Annotated in this window: 14 protein-coding genes; 4 read left to right on the top strand and 10 right to left on the bottom strand. The window is 56.1% G+C overall.

Going from position 1 to position 15167, the window contains the following annotated elements; all coding sequences use genetic code 11:
- Nucleotides 1-9 precede the first annotated feature (9 nt).
- From OCH02_RS17450 to OCH02_RS17420, 7 genes are read right to left on the bottom strand one after another with little or no spacing between them, the layout of a single operon-like run.
- Nucleotides 10-1038 (bottom strand): FAD:protein FMN transferase, encoded by a 1029-nt coding sequence (locus OCH02_RS17450; RefSeq protein ID WP_261432274.1) that lies wholly within the window; start codon nucleotides 1036-1038, stop codon nucleotides 10-12.
- Nucleotides 1039-2262 carry an NADH:ubiquinone reductase (Na(+)-transporting) subunit F gene (nqrF, locus tag OCH02_RS17445; RefSeq protein ID WP_261432273.1) on the bottom strand — a complete coding sequence of 408 codons (1224 nt, stop codon included), beginning with the start codon at nucleotides 2260-2262 and terminating at the stop codon, nucleotides 1039-1041. It abuts the gene before it with no gap.
- Between the two features lie 15 nt (nucleotides 2263-2277).
- Nucleotides 2278-2874 carry an NADH:ubiquinone reductase (Na(+)-transporting) subunit E gene (gene nqrE, locus OCH02_RS17440; RefSeq protein WP_012005400.1) on the bottom strand — a complete coding sequence of 199 codons (597 nt, stop codon included), beginning with the start codon at nucleotides 2872-2874 and terminating at the stop codon, nucleotides 2278-2280.
- Between the two features lie 6 nt (nucleotides 2875-2880).
- The gene (locus OCH02_RS17435; protein ID WP_261432272.1) at nucleotides 2881-3510 is read right to left on the bottom strand and encodes an NADH:ubiquinone reductase (Na(+)-transporting) subunit D; all 630 of its coding nucleotides are present in this window, start codon (nucleotides 3508-3510) and stop codon (nucleotides 2881-2883) included.
- Nucleotides 3503-4297: a Na(+)-translocating NADH-quinone reductase subunit C gene (locus tag OCH02_RS17430; RefSeq protein ID WP_261432271.1), complete on the bottom strand. Its 795-nt coding sequence runs from the start codon at nucleotides 4295-4297 to the stop codon at nucleotides 3503-3505. The genes OCH02_RS17435 and OCH02_RS17430 overlap by 8 nt, the downstream gene beginning before the upstream one ends.
- Entirely contained in the window at nucleotides 4287-5528 is a 1242-nt protein-coding gene (locus OCH02_RS17425) for an NADH:ubiquinone reductase (Na(+)-transporting) subunit B (protein ID WP_261432270.1), read from the bottom strand. The genes OCH02_RS17430 and OCH02_RS17425 overlap by 11 nt, the downstream gene beginning before the upstream one ends.
- Before the next feature lie 3 nt (nucleotides 5529-5531).
- Entirely contained in the window at nucleotides 5532-6881 is a 1350-nt protein-coding gene (locus tag OCH02_RS17420; RefSeq protein WP_261432269.1) for a Na(+)-translocating NADH-quinone reductase subunit A, read from the bottom strand.
- Nucleotides 6882-7365: 484 nt separating this feature from the next.
- Here OCH02_RS17420 and dpaA point away from each other — a divergent pair, with 484 nt between their 5' ends.
- The gene (dpaA, locus tag OCH02_RS17415) at nucleotides 7366-8136 is read left to right on the top strand and encodes a peptidoglycan meso-diaminopimelic acid protein amidase (RefSeq protein ID WP_261432268.1); all 771 of its coding nucleotides are present in this window, start codon (nucleotides 7366-7368) and stop codon (nucleotides 8134-8136) included.
- Here the strand turns inward: dpaA and OCH02_RS17410 are convergent.
- The gene (locus OCH02_RS17410) at nucleotides 8068-8874 is read right to left on the bottom strand and encodes a class II glutamine amidotransferase (RefSeq protein WP_261432265.1); all 807 of its coding nucleotides are present in this window, start codon (nucleotides 8872-8874) and stop codon (nucleotides 8068-8070) included. The genes dpaA and OCH02_RS17410 overlap by 69 nt on opposite strands.
- A 97-nt stretch (nucleotides 8875-8971) precedes the next feature.
- Nucleotides 8972-9553 carry a D-sedoheptulose 7-phosphate isomerase gene (gene lpcA, locus OCH02_RS17405; protein ID WP_261432263.1) on the bottom strand — a complete coding sequence of 194 codons (582 nt, stop codon included), beginning with the start codon at nucleotides 9551-9553 and terminating at the stop codon, nucleotides 8972-8974.
- A 245-nt stretch (nucleotides 9554-9798) separates the two neighbouring features.
- Here lpcA and fadE point away from each other — a divergent pair, with 245 nt between their 5' ends.
- On the top strand, nucleotides 9799-12255 hold the full coding sequence (gene fadE, locus OCH02_RS17400; protein ID WP_261432262.1) for an acyl-CoA dehydrogenase FadE: 2457 nt from the start codon (nucleotides 9799-9801) through the stop codon (nucleotides 12253-12255).
- A gap of 292 nt (nucleotides 12256-12547) precedes the next feature.
- Entirely contained in the window at nucleotides 12548-12700 is a 153-nt protein-coding gene (locus OCH02_RS17395) for a Hok/Gef family protein (RefSeq protein WP_012005392.1), read from the top strand.
- Between the two features lie 84 nt (nucleotides 12701-12784).
- Here the strand turns inward: OCH02_RS17395 and mtnK are convergent, their stop codons facing one another.
- Nucleotides 12785-13984: an S-methyl-5-thioribose kinase gene (mtnK, locus tag OCH02_RS17390; protein WP_261432260.1), complete on the bottom strand. Its 1200-nt coding sequence runs from the start codon at nucleotides 13982-13984 to the stop codon at nucleotides 12785-12787.
- A gap of 143 nt (nucleotides 13985-14127) precedes the next feature.
- Between mtnK and mtnA the strand changes: the two genes are divergently transcribed.
- Nucleotides 14128-15156 (top strand): S-methyl-5-thioribose-1-phosphate isomerase, encoded by a 1029-nt coding sequence (gene mtnA / locus OCH02_RS17385; protein WP_261432258.1) that lies wholly within the window; start codon nucleotides 14128-14130, stop codon nucleotides 15154-15156.
- Nucleotides 15157-15167 lie beyond the last annotated feature (11 nt).

The following is a 15167-nucleotide window of genomic DNA, read 5'->3' as shown; positions in this document are numbered from 1 at the left end:
GCGACCTCACTAGCTCTTGTTCAAATAGGGTTTGAACGCTTCGGAGTAGCGCTCTTCAAAACCTTTGGCAGTTTTCACAATCATGAACACCGGGATCCCCATCAGGTTCGCCAACGCCATGCCGCGCTCCGGCCCCAATACGTTCAACCCGGTCGACAGACCGTCGGCAGCCATACAGGTCGGGCTCAGCACCGTCACCGACACCAGATGATGATGGATCGGCTTGCCGGTAACTGGATCTATGGTATGCGAATAACGCATGCCGCCCTGTTCGAAGTAGTTGCGATAATCCCCCGAGGTGGCGATCGACATCTCCCCCGGCTGGATAACCAGTTGCGCCTTCTGCTCCATACCGGCCGTCGGCCGTTCAATGGCGATACGCCACGGTTTTTTCTCACCGTTGTGGCCACGAGTACGAACTTCGCCGCCAATATCCACCATGTAGTTCTTAACCTGCTGCGACTGCAGATACTGGGCAATCACATCCACCCCGTAGCCCTTGGCGATCGAGGAGAGATCGACATACAGCTCAGGAATGCTCTTTACCAATGCGTTACCCTGCACCGACAGCTTGTCGATACCGGTCCAGGCGCGGCGCCGCTCCAGTTCGGCAGCGCTCGGCACCTTGTCCGGTCGCCCTTCCGGGCCGAAGCCCCACAGATTAACCAGCGGCCCGACGGTCACGTCCAGTGCGCCGTCGGTGACGCGGTTAATGCGCAGCGCTTCCAGCACCACCTCGGTGGTAGCCGCCGATACCGGGAAGGGTTTATCCACTCCGCGGCTGGCGTTGAAGCGGCTCAGTTCAGAGCCTGGCCGGTAGGTAGACATCTGGTCATTCACCAACTCCAGTCGCTTGTCGATCTCCGCCTGTATTTTGGCGGCAGACGGCATGTCGTCACCGGTGACGTAACGAACTGAATATGAGGTCCCCATGGTTTTGCCATCGAGATTGACCTGCTCCGGTCCGCAGCCGGTCAATAACAGGGTGGCGCTGAGCGCCACCGTCGTCATTAACCCCTTCATTGCCCATGCGTGCATTTAGCCACCAAAGTCATCAAGCATGATATTTTCGTCTTCGACGCCCAGGTCTTTCAGCATCTTGATTACCGCGGCATTCATCATTGGCGGACCGCACATGTAAAACTCGCAGTCTTCCGGTGCCGGGTGGTTCCGCAGATAGTTCTCCAACAGAACATTATGGATAAAGCCGGTGTAACCCGTCCAGTTATCCTCAGGCTGCGGATCGGAGAGCGCCACATGCCAGGTAAAGTTCTCGTTCTCTGCCTGCAGTTGGTTGAAATCTTCCTCGTAGAACATCTCACGCAGTGAACGCGCGCCGTACCAGAAGGTGATTTTACGCTTCGACTTCAGGCGATTGAGCTGGTCAAAGATGTGCGAACGCATCGGTGCCATACCGGCACCACCGCCGATAAAGATCATTTCCGCATCGGTGTCCTTGGCGAAGAACTCGCCGAACGGCCCGGAAATTGTCACCTTGTCACCGGCTTTTAACGACCAGATATAAGAGGACATGATGCCCGGCGGCACGTCAGGATCGCGCGGTGGCGGCGTGGCGATACGCACGTTGAGCATGATAATGCCCTTTTCGTCCGGGTAGTTGGCCATGGAATAGGCGCGCACCGTGGTGTCATTCACTACCGAGCGGTAGCGGAACAGGTTGAACTTGTCCCAGTCGCCACGGTACTCATCCGGCACGTCAAAATCGGCATAGCTGATATCGTGTACCGGCGCTTCGATCTGGATAAACCCCCCGGCACGGAACGGCACGTCTTCCCCATCAGGGATTTTTAGCTTCAGCTCTTTGATAAAAGTGGCTTTGTTATCATTGGATATAACCTCGCATTCCCACTTCTTCACACCAAAAATTTCTTCCGGCAGCTCGATTTTCAGGTTCTGCTTCACGTTCACCTGGCAAGCCAGACGGCAGCCCTCTTTCGCTTCACGCTTGTTGATGTGCGACAGTTCGGTCGGCAGGATATCGCCGCCGCCCTCTTTGATCACCACCCGACACTGGCCGCAAGAACCGCCGCCACCACAGGCAGACGAAACGAAGATCCCCTGACTGGAGAGCATATTCAGCAGCTTGTCGCCCGCCGGAGCGGTAAAGCTCTTGTCGAGATCGCCGTTAACTTCTACCGCAATGTCACCGGTGTTCACCAGCTTGGATTTGGCGAACAAAATGAGCAGCACCAGCACCATAACGATGCCGGTAAACATGGCGACGCCTAAAATAATTTCCATAAATTCTTCCCGCCTTTACAACTGAACACCGGAGAAGGACATAAAGCCCAACGCCATCAGCCCGGTGGTGATAAAGGTAATGCCCAGGCCGCGCAACCCTGCGGGGACATTGGCATACTTGAGTTTTTCGCGGATCCCCGCCATCGCGACAATCGCCAACATCCAGCCGGTGCCGGAGCCGAAGCCGTACACCACCGACTCGGCGAAGTTGTAGTCACGCTGCACCATGAAGGACACGCCGCCGAAGATGGCGCAGTTCACGGTGATAAGCGGCAGGAAAATGCCGAGTGCGTTGTACAGCGACGGGAAGAAGCGATCGAGGATCATCTCCAGAATCTGCACCAGCGCCGCAATCACGCCGATAAAGGTAATGAAGTTGAGGAAGCTCAGATCAACACCTTCCACCAGCGCACCGTCGCGCAGGATCAGGTTGTAGACCAGGTTGTTCACCGGCACGGAGATCCCGAGCACCAGGGTCACCGCGATGCCCAAACCAAAGGCCGTTGATACCTTCTTCGATACCGCCAGGAAGGTACACATCCCCAGGAAGAACGCCAACGCCATGTTCTCAACGAACACGGCGCGTACAAACAGGCTGATATAATGTTCCATCGGCCATTACTCCTTTTCGATCTGCGCTGGTTTCAGGGTGCGTAGCGCCCAAATCAGCAAGCCGATGATAAAGAACGCGCTCGGTGCCAACAGGAACAGGCCGTTCGGTTGATACCAGCCGCCGTTCTGCACCGTTTCCAGCACCGGGATGCCAAACAGCTTGCCGGAACCAAACAGCTCACGCAGGAAGCCGACCAACACCAGGATCACCCCATAGCCCAAGCCGTTACCGATACCGTCCATAAAACTCTCGATCGGTGGCGATTTCATGGCATAGGCTTCGGCGCGCCCCATCACGATACAGTTGGTGATGATCAGGCCGACAAACACCGACAGCTGCTTGGATATCTCGAACGCAAAGGCCCGCAGCAACTGATCGACCACAATCACCAACGAGGCGATAATCGCCATCTGCACAATGATGCGCACGCTGTTTGGGATATGGTGACGGATCAGCGATATAAAGAAGCTGGAGAACGCGGTGACCAGCGTCACCGCGATGGTCATCACCACCGCCGTTTCCAGCTTGGTAGTCACTGCCAGCGCAGAACAGACACCCAGCACCTGCAAGGCAATCGGGTTGTTGTCGAACAACGGCCCTAAAAGGACCCGTTTAATTTCTTTGGAATCAGCCATTTTTCAGCGCTCCTTCACGAACTTTTTGCAGGAACGGGCCAAAGCCGTGCTCGCCCAACCAGAAGTCAAAAGTATGCTGCACGCCGTTGGAGGTCAGCGTGGCACCGGACAAGCCGTCCACCCCATGTTCATCCCCCGGACGCGCCCCGCCTTTCACCACGCGGATCGCGGGTTTGCCGCTGTCATCAAACAGCTTCTTACCGATCCACTGCTGACGCCAACCGGCATTTTCGACCTCACCGCCCAGCCCCGGAGTTTCCCCTTGCTGGTAGTAAGTGATGCCCTTCACCGTGTTGCCGTCGTTATCCAGCGCCACAAAAGCGTACATCATCGACCACAGGCCGGTACCGTAGACGGGCAGCACGATTTTGTTGACCGCGCCGCTGTCGTCGCGCACCAGGTAGATTTCCGCCTGGTTGCTGCGGCGCTTGATGCCAGCTGGATCGTCAGCCGCCGGTAGCGCTACGCTTTTGGCGTTATCACGCAGGGCTGCGGGCAGATCGAACGCCGTCGCGTTACCCGCAACAAATTCACCGCTGTTCAAATCCAGCAGGCGCGGTTCGATACGTTGGGTGAACAGCGCCTTGACCTGCTCGCCTTCCATTTTCGGCTGCAGCAAACCGGCCACGTCGAGAATATTGCGCTGTTTGTCGAGCAACTTCTGTTCCTGCTGTTTGGACTTCAGGCCGACGGCGGAACCCGCCACCACCACAGAACACACCAGGCACAGCAGCAGTACCACCAGCAGCGTTTTACCGATGCTGTCGTTTTTAGATTCATTCGCCACGGGCTTTTCTCCGCTTGATGTTGGCCTGCACCACCAGGTAATCGAACAGCGGCGCGAACAGGTTGGCGAACAGGATCGCCAGCATCATGCCTTCAGGATAGGCCGGATTGACCACCCGGATCAGCACGCACATCACGCCAATCAGAATGCCGTACCACCACTTCCCCTTGTTGGTGAACGAGGCGGAAACCGGGTCGGTAGCCATAAAGATCATGCCGAAGGCGAAGCCGCCCAACACCAGGTGCCAGTACCAGGGCATGGCAAACAGCGGGTTGGTGGTTGAACCGATACTGTTGAACAGGAAGGCGGTCGCCATCATGCCGAGCATCACGCCGGCGACAATGCGCCAGGATGCTACGCGGCCAAACAGGATTATCGCCCCGCCGAGCAGGATCATCAGCGTGGAGACTTCCCCCACCGAGCCGGGAATGTTGCCGAGGAACGCATCCATCCAACTGATGGAATGGTCGGTAGCCACGTTGCTCAGGCTGTGTGCCCCGCCCGCGCTCCACTGTGCCAGCGGCGTCGCGCCAGAGAACCCGTCGGCGGAGGTCCACACCAGATCACCGGAAATCTGCGCCGGATAAGCAAAGAACAGGAACGCGCGCCCAGCCAAAGCCGGGTTGAGGAAGTTGCGTCCGGTGCCACCAAATATTTCTTTCGCCACCACTACGCCGAAGGTGATACCCAATGCGGCCTGCCATAGCGGCAGCGTTGGTGGCACAATCAGCGCAAACAGAATCGAGGTGACGAAGAAGCCTTCGTTAATCTCATGCTTGCGAATGACGGCGAACAGTACCTCCCAGAAACCACCAACCAGGAACACCACGGCGTAAATCGGCAGGAAATAGCAGGCGCCCAGCACCATTTTGCTGATCCAGCCCGCGTCTGCCGCCAGTGATGCCCCCAGCCATTGCGCCAACCGATAGTGCCAATCGCCCGCCAACACCTGCTGCAGTTGATCGCCACTGTAAAGGTGGTGCAATGCCGGAATGGCCTGTTGGCCGACGTTGTACATCCCCCAGAACATCGCCGGGAATACCGCCAGCCACACCAGGATCATCATACGTTTCAGATCGATGGCATCGCGTACGTGCGAAGCACCGCGCGTCACCAAACCAGGGGTATAGAACACTGTGGTAGTCGCTTCAAACAGCGGGTACCACTTTTCCAACTTGCCGCCTGGTGTGAAGTGATGCTCGATTTTTTCAAAAAAGTTCTTCAGGCCCATCGGTTATCCTTCCTGCTCAATCTTGGTCAGCACATCGCGCAACACCGGAGCGTATTCATACTTGCCGGGGCAAACGAAGGTGCACAGCGCCAGATCTTCTTCATCCAGCTCCAGACAGCCCAGCGCCTGTGCACTGTCGCTGTCACCTGCCAGCAGGTCACGCAACAGCAGGGTCGGCAGGATATCCAGCGGCATCACCCGCTCGTAGTTGCCAATCGGCACCATCGCACGCTCACCCCCGTGGGTGGTAGTCGAGAAGGCGAACAGTTTGTTCTTCAGGAAGTGGCCCAGCGTGGTGCGGGTGATGGAAAATTTATCCGGTGATGGCGCGATCCAACCGAATAATTCTTTGTCGCGCCCTTCCTGCAGCACGGAAACCAGCGAATGGAAACGGCCGAGGTAAGCGTTCGGCCCGGCAACGTGGGTACCGCTCAGCACCGATCCGGAAATCACCCGGTTCTCACCGGCTTTCAGACGCCCGGCGGTCAGCTCTTCGATACTGGCGCCCAATCGGGTGCGCAGCAACACTGGCTGTTCCACCTGCGGCCCGGCCAGTGCTACCACCCGGCGGGTATCGAGCTTACCGGTGGTGAACAAGGTGCCGATGGCGATCGCATCCTGATAGCCGATATGCCAGACGGTTTTTTTCAAACTGACCGGCTCGAGGAAATGAATATGCGTGCCTACCAGGCCCGCTGGATGTGGGCCGGCAAATTCGTTATAGGTCACTTGGGCATCGGGTTGTTTGCCCAGGTTCACGCCCGCGGCGTGGCAAACGTGCACCTTGCCGTCGGTCAGGCGGGCCAAAACCGCCAGCCCGGCGTTGAACGCTGCCAACTGCTCGGCGATGATCACCTGTGGATCGGCAGCCAGAGGCTGGCTGTCCATGGCAGTAACAAAAATGGCACGCGGGGTGGTACCCGGCGCAGGCGTTTTACTGAATGGGCGGGTACGCAGCGCGGTCCACAGACCGCTGGCGAGTAATTCGCTTTCGACCTGTTCCCGCGGCAGCATGGCCAGTTCGGCAACCGGATAATGGGCAAACTCCAGTTGCTCATCGCCGCCATTTTCAACGGCGATGACCACCGACTGCAATACGCGCCGTTCACCGCGGTTGACTGCCAGGATACGGCCACTGGCAGGAGCGGTGAAAAAAACTCCGGGGGTCTTTTTATCTTCGAACAGCGCCTGACCTTTCTTAACGCTCTCGCCTTCCTGCACCAGCATAGACGGGCGCATTCCGACGTAATCTTCCCCAAGCAGGGCGACATGCTGAATGATTGGGCCGTCCTGAATCGCCTGAGCCGGGGCTCCGGCAATTGGCAGATCTAACCCTTTTCTGATTTTAATCATAGGATTTATACGATGTTGGTTAGTTTCACACGTCTTACCGGCCCCAGAGGCTGGTGCTGACGATGCCTGGATGATGAGGCCGCTTCGGTAGCCTCTGGGTTGAGCGCAACGACATCACGCTCAACATGAAATCTTTCGCACTGACAAAATGGGGTAGCGTACATTCCGTTGGTTAACTCCTGCGTCCATTTTTTGCGCGCTAATTCGAGGCGGAATATTAACATTTTCCATAACATTTTTCTGCGTTAGGCAGTGACCTGAGTCAAGCAAACACAATTAAATTCCGGCTGTTTCGCCCCACTAATCGTTAAAATCTGCCTGTCGATTCACTTTTATCGAAGTTTGTAGTTTTTTTATACACAACACATATTGCTAAAAAAGAACACACTGGTAATCTGGCGGTGTTTTAAGACCGTAAAACAATAATCAGTGGCATGTTGGCCAAGTGCATTGAGCCAGCAGATAAATATAAGCAGGAATAATAATGAGCAAAATCGCGTTGTTGTTTGCGATGCTTTTTTCTATGCCGATGATCACGGCCTGCAGCGCCAGCGAGCAGGTTCCCGAGGTTCCGGTAGTTAAACAGCAATTAGTGGGTTCACCGGTTTATATTCAGATCTTCAAAGAGGAACGCACGCTGGAATTGTATGCCAAAATGGGCAACGAATTCCGCTTGGTGAACTCTTTCCAAATCTGTAATTTCTCCGGCGGCCTCGGCCCGAAACGCCGTGAAGGTGACTTTAAAAGCCCGGAGGGCTTTTATAGCGTTGACGCACGTCATCTGAAACCCGACAGTAAATATTATCGGGCAATAAATATCGGCTTCCCTAATGATTACGATAAATCACAGGGGTATTCCGGCGCTTATCTGATGATCCACGGTGAATGTAAATCGATTGGTTGTTACGCGATGACCAACACCTATATGGACGAGATCTATCGTTACGTCGAAGCCGCATTCGCTTACGGCCAGAGCCGAATCGATATCAGTATCTATCCGTTCCGCATGACCGACAATAACCTGAAGCGCCACAGCTCCTCCAGCTATATCTCCTTCTGGCGTCAGCTGAAACCGGGCTATGACTACTTCGTCAAAAACCACCAGCCGCCGATGGTCAGCGTAGCCAATGGCCAGTACGTATTGGGTCAGCCCGTGCTGAGCAGCAGCCAGATGACGCAGTACGCGTCAACCACGGCTCCCGTTATCAGTACCAATCCCTTCGCTCAGACCAAGCCGCTCACCGAAGTGAAATAATGCGAACTCACCTGGTGCAATCTTGTGCCAGGTTTCATTCGCCGTCAGCGGCTGGGTAGCAATCACCGTGACCACATCGTTAGGTGTGGTCTGTTGCTGGAAATCAATCTCTACGTCCTGATCGAGCAAGGTGGCTTTGCCAAACGGCGCGCGACGCGTGATCCAGTACAGGTTGGTCGAGCAATAAGCCATCACGAAGCGCCCATCCGACAGCAACATATTGAATACCCCCTTCTGACGCAGCTGATCCGCCAGCAAAGCGATATACCGGAAAACTGCTGGCCAACGGCTCGGAGTGCGCGGGTATTTCAGCGAAAGCTGATGCAGCAACCAGCAGAAAGCATATTCGCTGTCAGTTTGACCCACCGGGCGGAAAGTGCCGGTTTCCAACTGACGGTAGCCTTTCAACTGGCCATTGTGCGCGTAGGTCCAGTTACGGCCCCACAGTTCACGGGTAAAAGGGTGGGTATTTTCCAGCGCAACTTCACCGCGATTGGCCTGGCGGATATGCGATACCACCGCACAGGATTTGATCGGGTATTCCTGCACCAGACGGGCAATCGGCGAGTCGAAACTCGGCTGGGGATCCTTAAACGTGCGGCAACCGTTCCCTTCGTAGAAGGTAATGCCCCAACCATCTTTATGTGGCCCGGTACGGCCACCGCGCTGAACCAGCCCGGTAAAGCTAAAGCAAATATCGGTCGGTACGTTTGCGCTCATCCCGAGCAGTTCACACATCGCCAGCACTCCTTGACCACACTGACACCGTCTATTCGGGCGCGGCCTGCTGCGCCCCTGTGCATTATTTATGGGGGCACGGTGCCCCCTAAAGCCGTTAAGCCTTAACCATCTCTTTTTCAATCAGCTGAATCAAGATGTGGATCGCTTTGATATGAATTTCCTGAATGCGGTCAGCGTAACCGAAGTGCGGTACGCGGATTTCCACATCGGCAGAACCGGCCATTTTTCCACCATCTTTGCCGGTCAGGGTGATCACTTTCATCCCTTTGGCGCGCGCCGCTTCGATGGCTTTAATAATGTTGCCGGAATTACCCGAGGTGGAAATGCCCAGCAATACGTCGCCTTCACGGCCTACCGCTTCCACATAGCGTGAAAACACATACTCGTAACCAAAGTCATTGCTGACGCAAGACAGGTGGCTAACGTCGGAAATGGCAATCGCCGGATAACCCGGACGGTTTTCACGGTAGCGGCCGGTCAGCTCTTCGGCAAAGTGCATCGCGTCACAGTGGGAGCCGCCGTTACCGCACGAAATGACTTTCCCGCCGGCTTTAAAGGAATCGGCCAGCAGCACGGCTGCGCGTTGGATGGCGTCGATATTGGCGTCGTCACTGATAAATTTCGTCAGGGTATCGGCCGCTTCGTTCAGTTCACTGCGAATAAGGTCGTGGTACATGAGGAACCTCTTGTTATCGTCAATCTTCCGCCCCGCAGTGTAACGGATTGGGGAAAAACCGAGAAGCATTGTCAGTCAAACAGCAGCCCGGTTGAGGCAGCGATGAGGTTTTTGATGATTGATGCGGTCAGTTTGTGACTTAAGTTGTAATTAAACTGTAAATGCATTGATAAAAATATGGGGTTGTACTAAAACCTATTACATACACACAACAGGTCAGACCTCTTGCCACTTTGGAGCTTCTTATGATGGTTCTTAGTATTGTTGTTTTACTGGCACTCATTGGTGTGGTGTTTTATCACCGAGTGAACCTCACCCTCAGTAGCCTTATTCTTCTGGCATACACCGCCGCCATGGGCGCTATCGGCCTGTGGAGCTTCTGGATGCTGCTGCCGCTGGCGATTATCCTGCTGCCGTTGAACGTCACCTCATTACGCCGTTCAATGCTGTCCGCCCCGGCGCTGCGCGCATTCCGCAAGGTGATGCCGCCAATGTCCACCACTGAAAAGGAAGCGATCGAAGCCGGGACCACCTGGTGGGAAGGCGATCTGTTCCGCGGTACGCCGGACTGGAACAAGCTGCATAACTACCCGAAACCGCAGCTGACCGCCGAAGAGCAGGCGTTCATCGACGGCCCGGTGGAAGAAGCCTGCCGTATGGCCAACGACTTCCAAATCACCCACGAGCTGGCCGATTTACCGCCGGAACTGTGGGCATACCTGAAAGAACACCGCTTCTTCGCGATGATCATCAAGAAAGAGTACGGCGGCCTGGATTTCTCTCCTTATGCTCAGGCGCGCGTGCTGCAAAAACTGTCCGGCGTTTCCGGCATTCTGGCCATCACCGTCGGCGTGCCAAACTCCCTTGGTCCTGGCGAATTGCTGCAGCATTACGGTACTGACGAACAGAAAAACCATTACCTGCCAGGCCTGGCGCGCGGCGACGAGATCCCTTGTTTCGCCCTGACCAGCCCGGAAGCCGGTTCCGATGCCGGGGCCATTCCGGACGTCGGCACCGTCTGCATGGGTGAATGGCAAGGCGAACAGGTACTGGGCATGCGCCTGACCTGGAACAAACGCTATATCACGCTGGCACCGGTTGCTACCGTGCTGGGCCTGGCGTTCAAACTGTATGACCCGAATCACCTGCTGGGCGATAACGAATCACCGGGCATCACCTGTGCGCTAATCCCAACCAGCACCCCAGGTGTTGAAATCGGTAACCGCCACTTCCCGCTGAACGTGCCGTTCCAAAACGGCCCGACTCGCGGCAATGACGTGTTCGTCCCTATTGATTACATCATCGGCGGGCCAAAAATGGCCGGTCAGGGCTGGCGTATGCTGGTTGAGTGCCTGTCGGTAGGCCGTGGCATCACCCTGCCTTCCAACTCGACCGGTAGCGTGAAGTCCATGGCACTGGCGATTGGGGCATACGCCCATATCCGCCGTCAGTTCAAGCTCTCAATCGGCAAGATGGAAGGTATCGAAGAGCCACTGGCGCGTATCGCCGGTAACACCTATGTGATGGACGCTGCAGCTACGCTTATCACCAGTGGCCTGATGCTGGGCGAGAAACCGGCCGTGCTGTCGGCCATCGTGAAATACCATTGTACCCATCGCGGCCAGCAGGCAATCATTGATGCAATGGATATCGCCGGCGGTAAAGGCATCATGCTGGGTAAATCCAACTTCCTGGCCCGAGCCTATCAGGGCGCGCCTATCGCCATCACGGTAGAAGGTGCCAATATCCTGACCCGTACCATGATGATCTTCGGTCAGGGGGCTATTCGCTGCCATCCTTACGTGCTGGACGAAATGGCTGCAGCGCAGAAGAACGACCTGAACGCCTATGACAAATTGCTGTTCGGCCATCTGGGCCACGTGGGCAGCAACAAGGTGCGCAGCTTCTGGCTGGGCCTGACTAACGGTCGCACCAGCAGCACACCAACCAAAGACGCGACTCGTCGTTACTACCAACAGTTGAACCGCCTGAGCGCTAACCTGGCACTGTTGTCAGACGTTTCCATGGGCGTGCTGGGTGGCAGCCTGAAGCGCCGTGAGCGTATCTCCGCCCGTCTGGGGGATATCCTCAGCCAAATGTATCTGGCTTCTGCGGCACTGAAACGTTTTGAAGATGAAGGCCGTCAGAAAGAAGATTTACCGCTGGTACATTGGGCCGTACAGGACAGTCTGCATCAGGCAGAACAGGCGCTGGACGATCTGCTGCGCAACTTCCCGAACCGCTTTATCGCCGGAGTGATGCGCCTGGTCGTCTTCCCGTTAGGCCGTGTCCATACTGCACCGTCTGACCGTCTGGATCACCAATTGGCCAAGATTATCCAACAGCCGTCTGCTACCCGTAGCCGTCTGGGCCGTGGCCAGTATCTGACACCCAGCGAGCACAACCCGGTTGGCCTGCTGGAAGCCGCACTGGCTGACGTGATCGCCGCCGAACCGATTCACGACCGTCTGTGCAAGGCGGCCGGCAAGAACCTGCCGTTCACCCGACTGGATCGTCTGGCACAACGTGCACTGGAAGAAGGCAAGATCAGCGCCGACGAGGCGAAGATCCTGGTGAAAGCCGAGGAGAGCCGTCTGCGCTCCATCAACGTGGATGACTTCGAACCGGATGCGCTGGCGGCCAGCAAGCCGGAAAAGTCACTCAAGCAGGATAAGCGCCTGAAACACACCGAAGCCGCGTAACTGCAAAGAACTTAATCAGCAATTTGAGGGGCGATAATCATCGCCCCTTTTCTATTTCTGCTTAAACTGCGTGGCACACCGCAAGGTTACCAGAACGGCTAATTTAACCCCGGGGATAATCGGATAGACTGCGGATGGGTGCTCTGGATCTTTCTGTCCGGAGCCTTGTATTGATAACGGATAGAAAGAGAAAGGCCCCGAGTCGATGTAATCAACCCGAGGCCACTCTGAACGCTTAGCAACGTCAGGTTAGCCTCTTCCCCGCCGCAAGGCAAGGATAAGGAGGTCAAAAATGCAGCAAGAACGGGTCGTTCTGAGGCTGATGATTATCTGCATCACGCTGATAGCGCTGATGTGGATCACCCGTGGTTCGCTATGTGAACTGCGCATCACACTGGGAGACACGGAGGTTGCCGCCATTTTGGCTTACGAAACCGAAGGGTAAGGCAACCCAACGGCGGGGTTCGCCCCGCCTGTTGGTTGTTGGCGACGGATCCATGAGCACCCTTTTTCACGGTATCCAGGAGATTTAACCGTTCTGGCGAATACGCGCCAACAACGCATCGATATGCTCAATCTGGGGCGCATTCACAATCAACGCACGGCCCAACCCCAAAGCGTTGCGCTGACATTCGGTACGCATCTCAACATCATCGATACTGTCCAGATCGGCAACGTGCGCCAGACCGATAGTACGGCGGATCAACTCACTGCCGCAGTAGCCAACGGCATCTGTCCACACCTGCTGCAGGAACTGTTCGGCATAACCCGGCACCGCCAGTGCCACTTCGCGGGTCTGTTGGTGGCACAATGCCAGGAAGCGATCGGCAAAAATCAACCACAGCTCGCGCACATCCTGCAGACGTTGTTCACGCCCGGCAGCGGCGTCGCGCGGCCCAAACAGGCCCGGTAGACCACAGTAATTCAATAACAGATTACCCAGCGCGGTACCGACGTCAAAACCGATCGGGCCATAGAAGCCGAACTCGGCGTCGATCGCCTTCAACTTGCCTTCTGCAACAAAAACCGAACCGCTGTGAATATCCCCGTGCAACAGCGCTTCCGCCTTACTCAGGAAGCGGTGCTTCAGTCCGGCGACCGCCAATCTCAGCGCCGCATCGTTACGCAGCTCAAGCACCTGCGGTAAGAGCCGCGGTTCGAACTGATTGCGCTCATGCTCGATATAGGGATCGGTAAAGAACAGATCCTCGGTGATCTGGCACAGTTCGGGGTTACTAAAGCGACTAACCTCCGCTTTTTTCTCCTGCGCGGTCTGATAAAAGTCGGAAGTATGGAACAGAGTTTGTGCCAAATACTCCGCCAGCTGCCCGGCCGCCAAGGGGTAATAGTGGCCCTTGAGCAACTCACTGCGCCAAATGTGGTGATCAGAAAGATCTTCCTGCACCATCACCGCCAATTCGGCATCGTGATGCAACACCTTTACCGTATGCCTTGGACAAAAACCGCCGTGGATCAATAGGGTTTCCGCTTCAATGCGCGCCCGGTCAAGCGTTAGCGGCCAGGATTCGCCCACACAACGTACATACGGCAGCGCCTGTTTGACTATCACCCGGCTAACGCCGTCACGATCGCGGATCTTGAACACCAGGTTCAGATTACCGTCACCAATCTCGTCAGCGCTCACCAACGCCAGAGGATCGGCTAACTGCCCGTATTGGCGAGCATACTCAACGGCATCAGCAGCAGTAAACGTACGATAATGCGACATTCCCAACCCCTCTGAACTTTCTCACTGACCCAGCGATTATATTTTTTAGACGTAAAAGCATTTGGACGTCTATACATCCGGAAGTCATGTTGGCAGAATAGCTTTCCAGATGCAATAACTACGCAACAAGGAATTAACCGCCGATGCAAGCGCTTAACACCACCAGTTTGACCTTGAGTGACAACCGACTTTGGATCCTCGATCAACAGGCTTTACCACAGGAAAAACAGTGGCGCAGCTGCGACAGCGTGGAAGAATTGGTCGATCATATCCTTACCCTGCGAGTACGGGGGGCACCGCTGATCGGCCTGTCCGCCAGTCTGTTATTGGCCTTGCTGGCCGAGCGCGGCTTGCCGCGTAAGGAACTGGAACAGGCACTAATCACTCTGCGTGCCTCACGGCCAACGGCAGTCAACCTGATGAATAATCTGGACCGTATGAAGCTGGCCTTGGCACAGCCACAATGGGTAGCTGCGATGGTGGAAGAAGCGCAGCGGCTGGTGGAAGAAGACCGAAAGTTGTGCGATCGCATTGCCGATCACGGTGCCGAGCTGGTGAAACCCGGCAGCCGCCTGCTGACCCACTGCAATACCGGGGGCCTGGCTACCGCCGGTATTGGTACCGCTATCGGCGTAGTGTTACGTGCTCATCAGCAGGGCAAGGTGCAGCAGGTGTGGGTCGATGAAACGCGTCCGCTATTACAGGGTGGCCGACTGACCGCCTGGGAGCTGGGTGAACTGGGTATCCCCTACCGGCTGATTTGTGACTCCATGGCGGCCAGTCTGATGGCGCAGGGACAGGTAGACGCCGTATGGGTGGGGGCCGATCGCATCGCTGCCAACGGTGACGTCGCCAACAAAATTGGCACCTATAGCCTGGCGGTACTGGCGCACTATCATCACATTCCATTCTACGTCGCCGCACCGCACACCACGCACGATCCGCACTGCCCGAACGGCGCTGCCATCCCGATTGAGCAACGGGCCGCAGTTGAAGTGACCGGTGTCACCGGCAGCTTTGGCTCATGTCAGTGGGCACCCGTCGATGCCCCGGTTTATAACCCGGCGTTTGACGTGACACCGGCGGCATTGATTAGCGGTTGGGTCTTCGACAGCGGCGTGATAACGCCACAGCAGGTCAATGAAGGGATTTTCCAACGGGCGTTGGGTTAACGCCCGCGTTA

Origin of the sequence: Serratia quinivorans (assembly GCF_946227985.1) — a bacterium.
In the GTDB taxonomy this organism is placed as follows: domain Bacteria; phylum Pseudomonadota; class Gammaproteobacteria; order Enterobacterales; family Enterobacteriaceae; genus Serratia; species Serratia quinivorans_A.
This window is presented reverse-complemented; position numbering and strand designations above follow the sequence as displayed.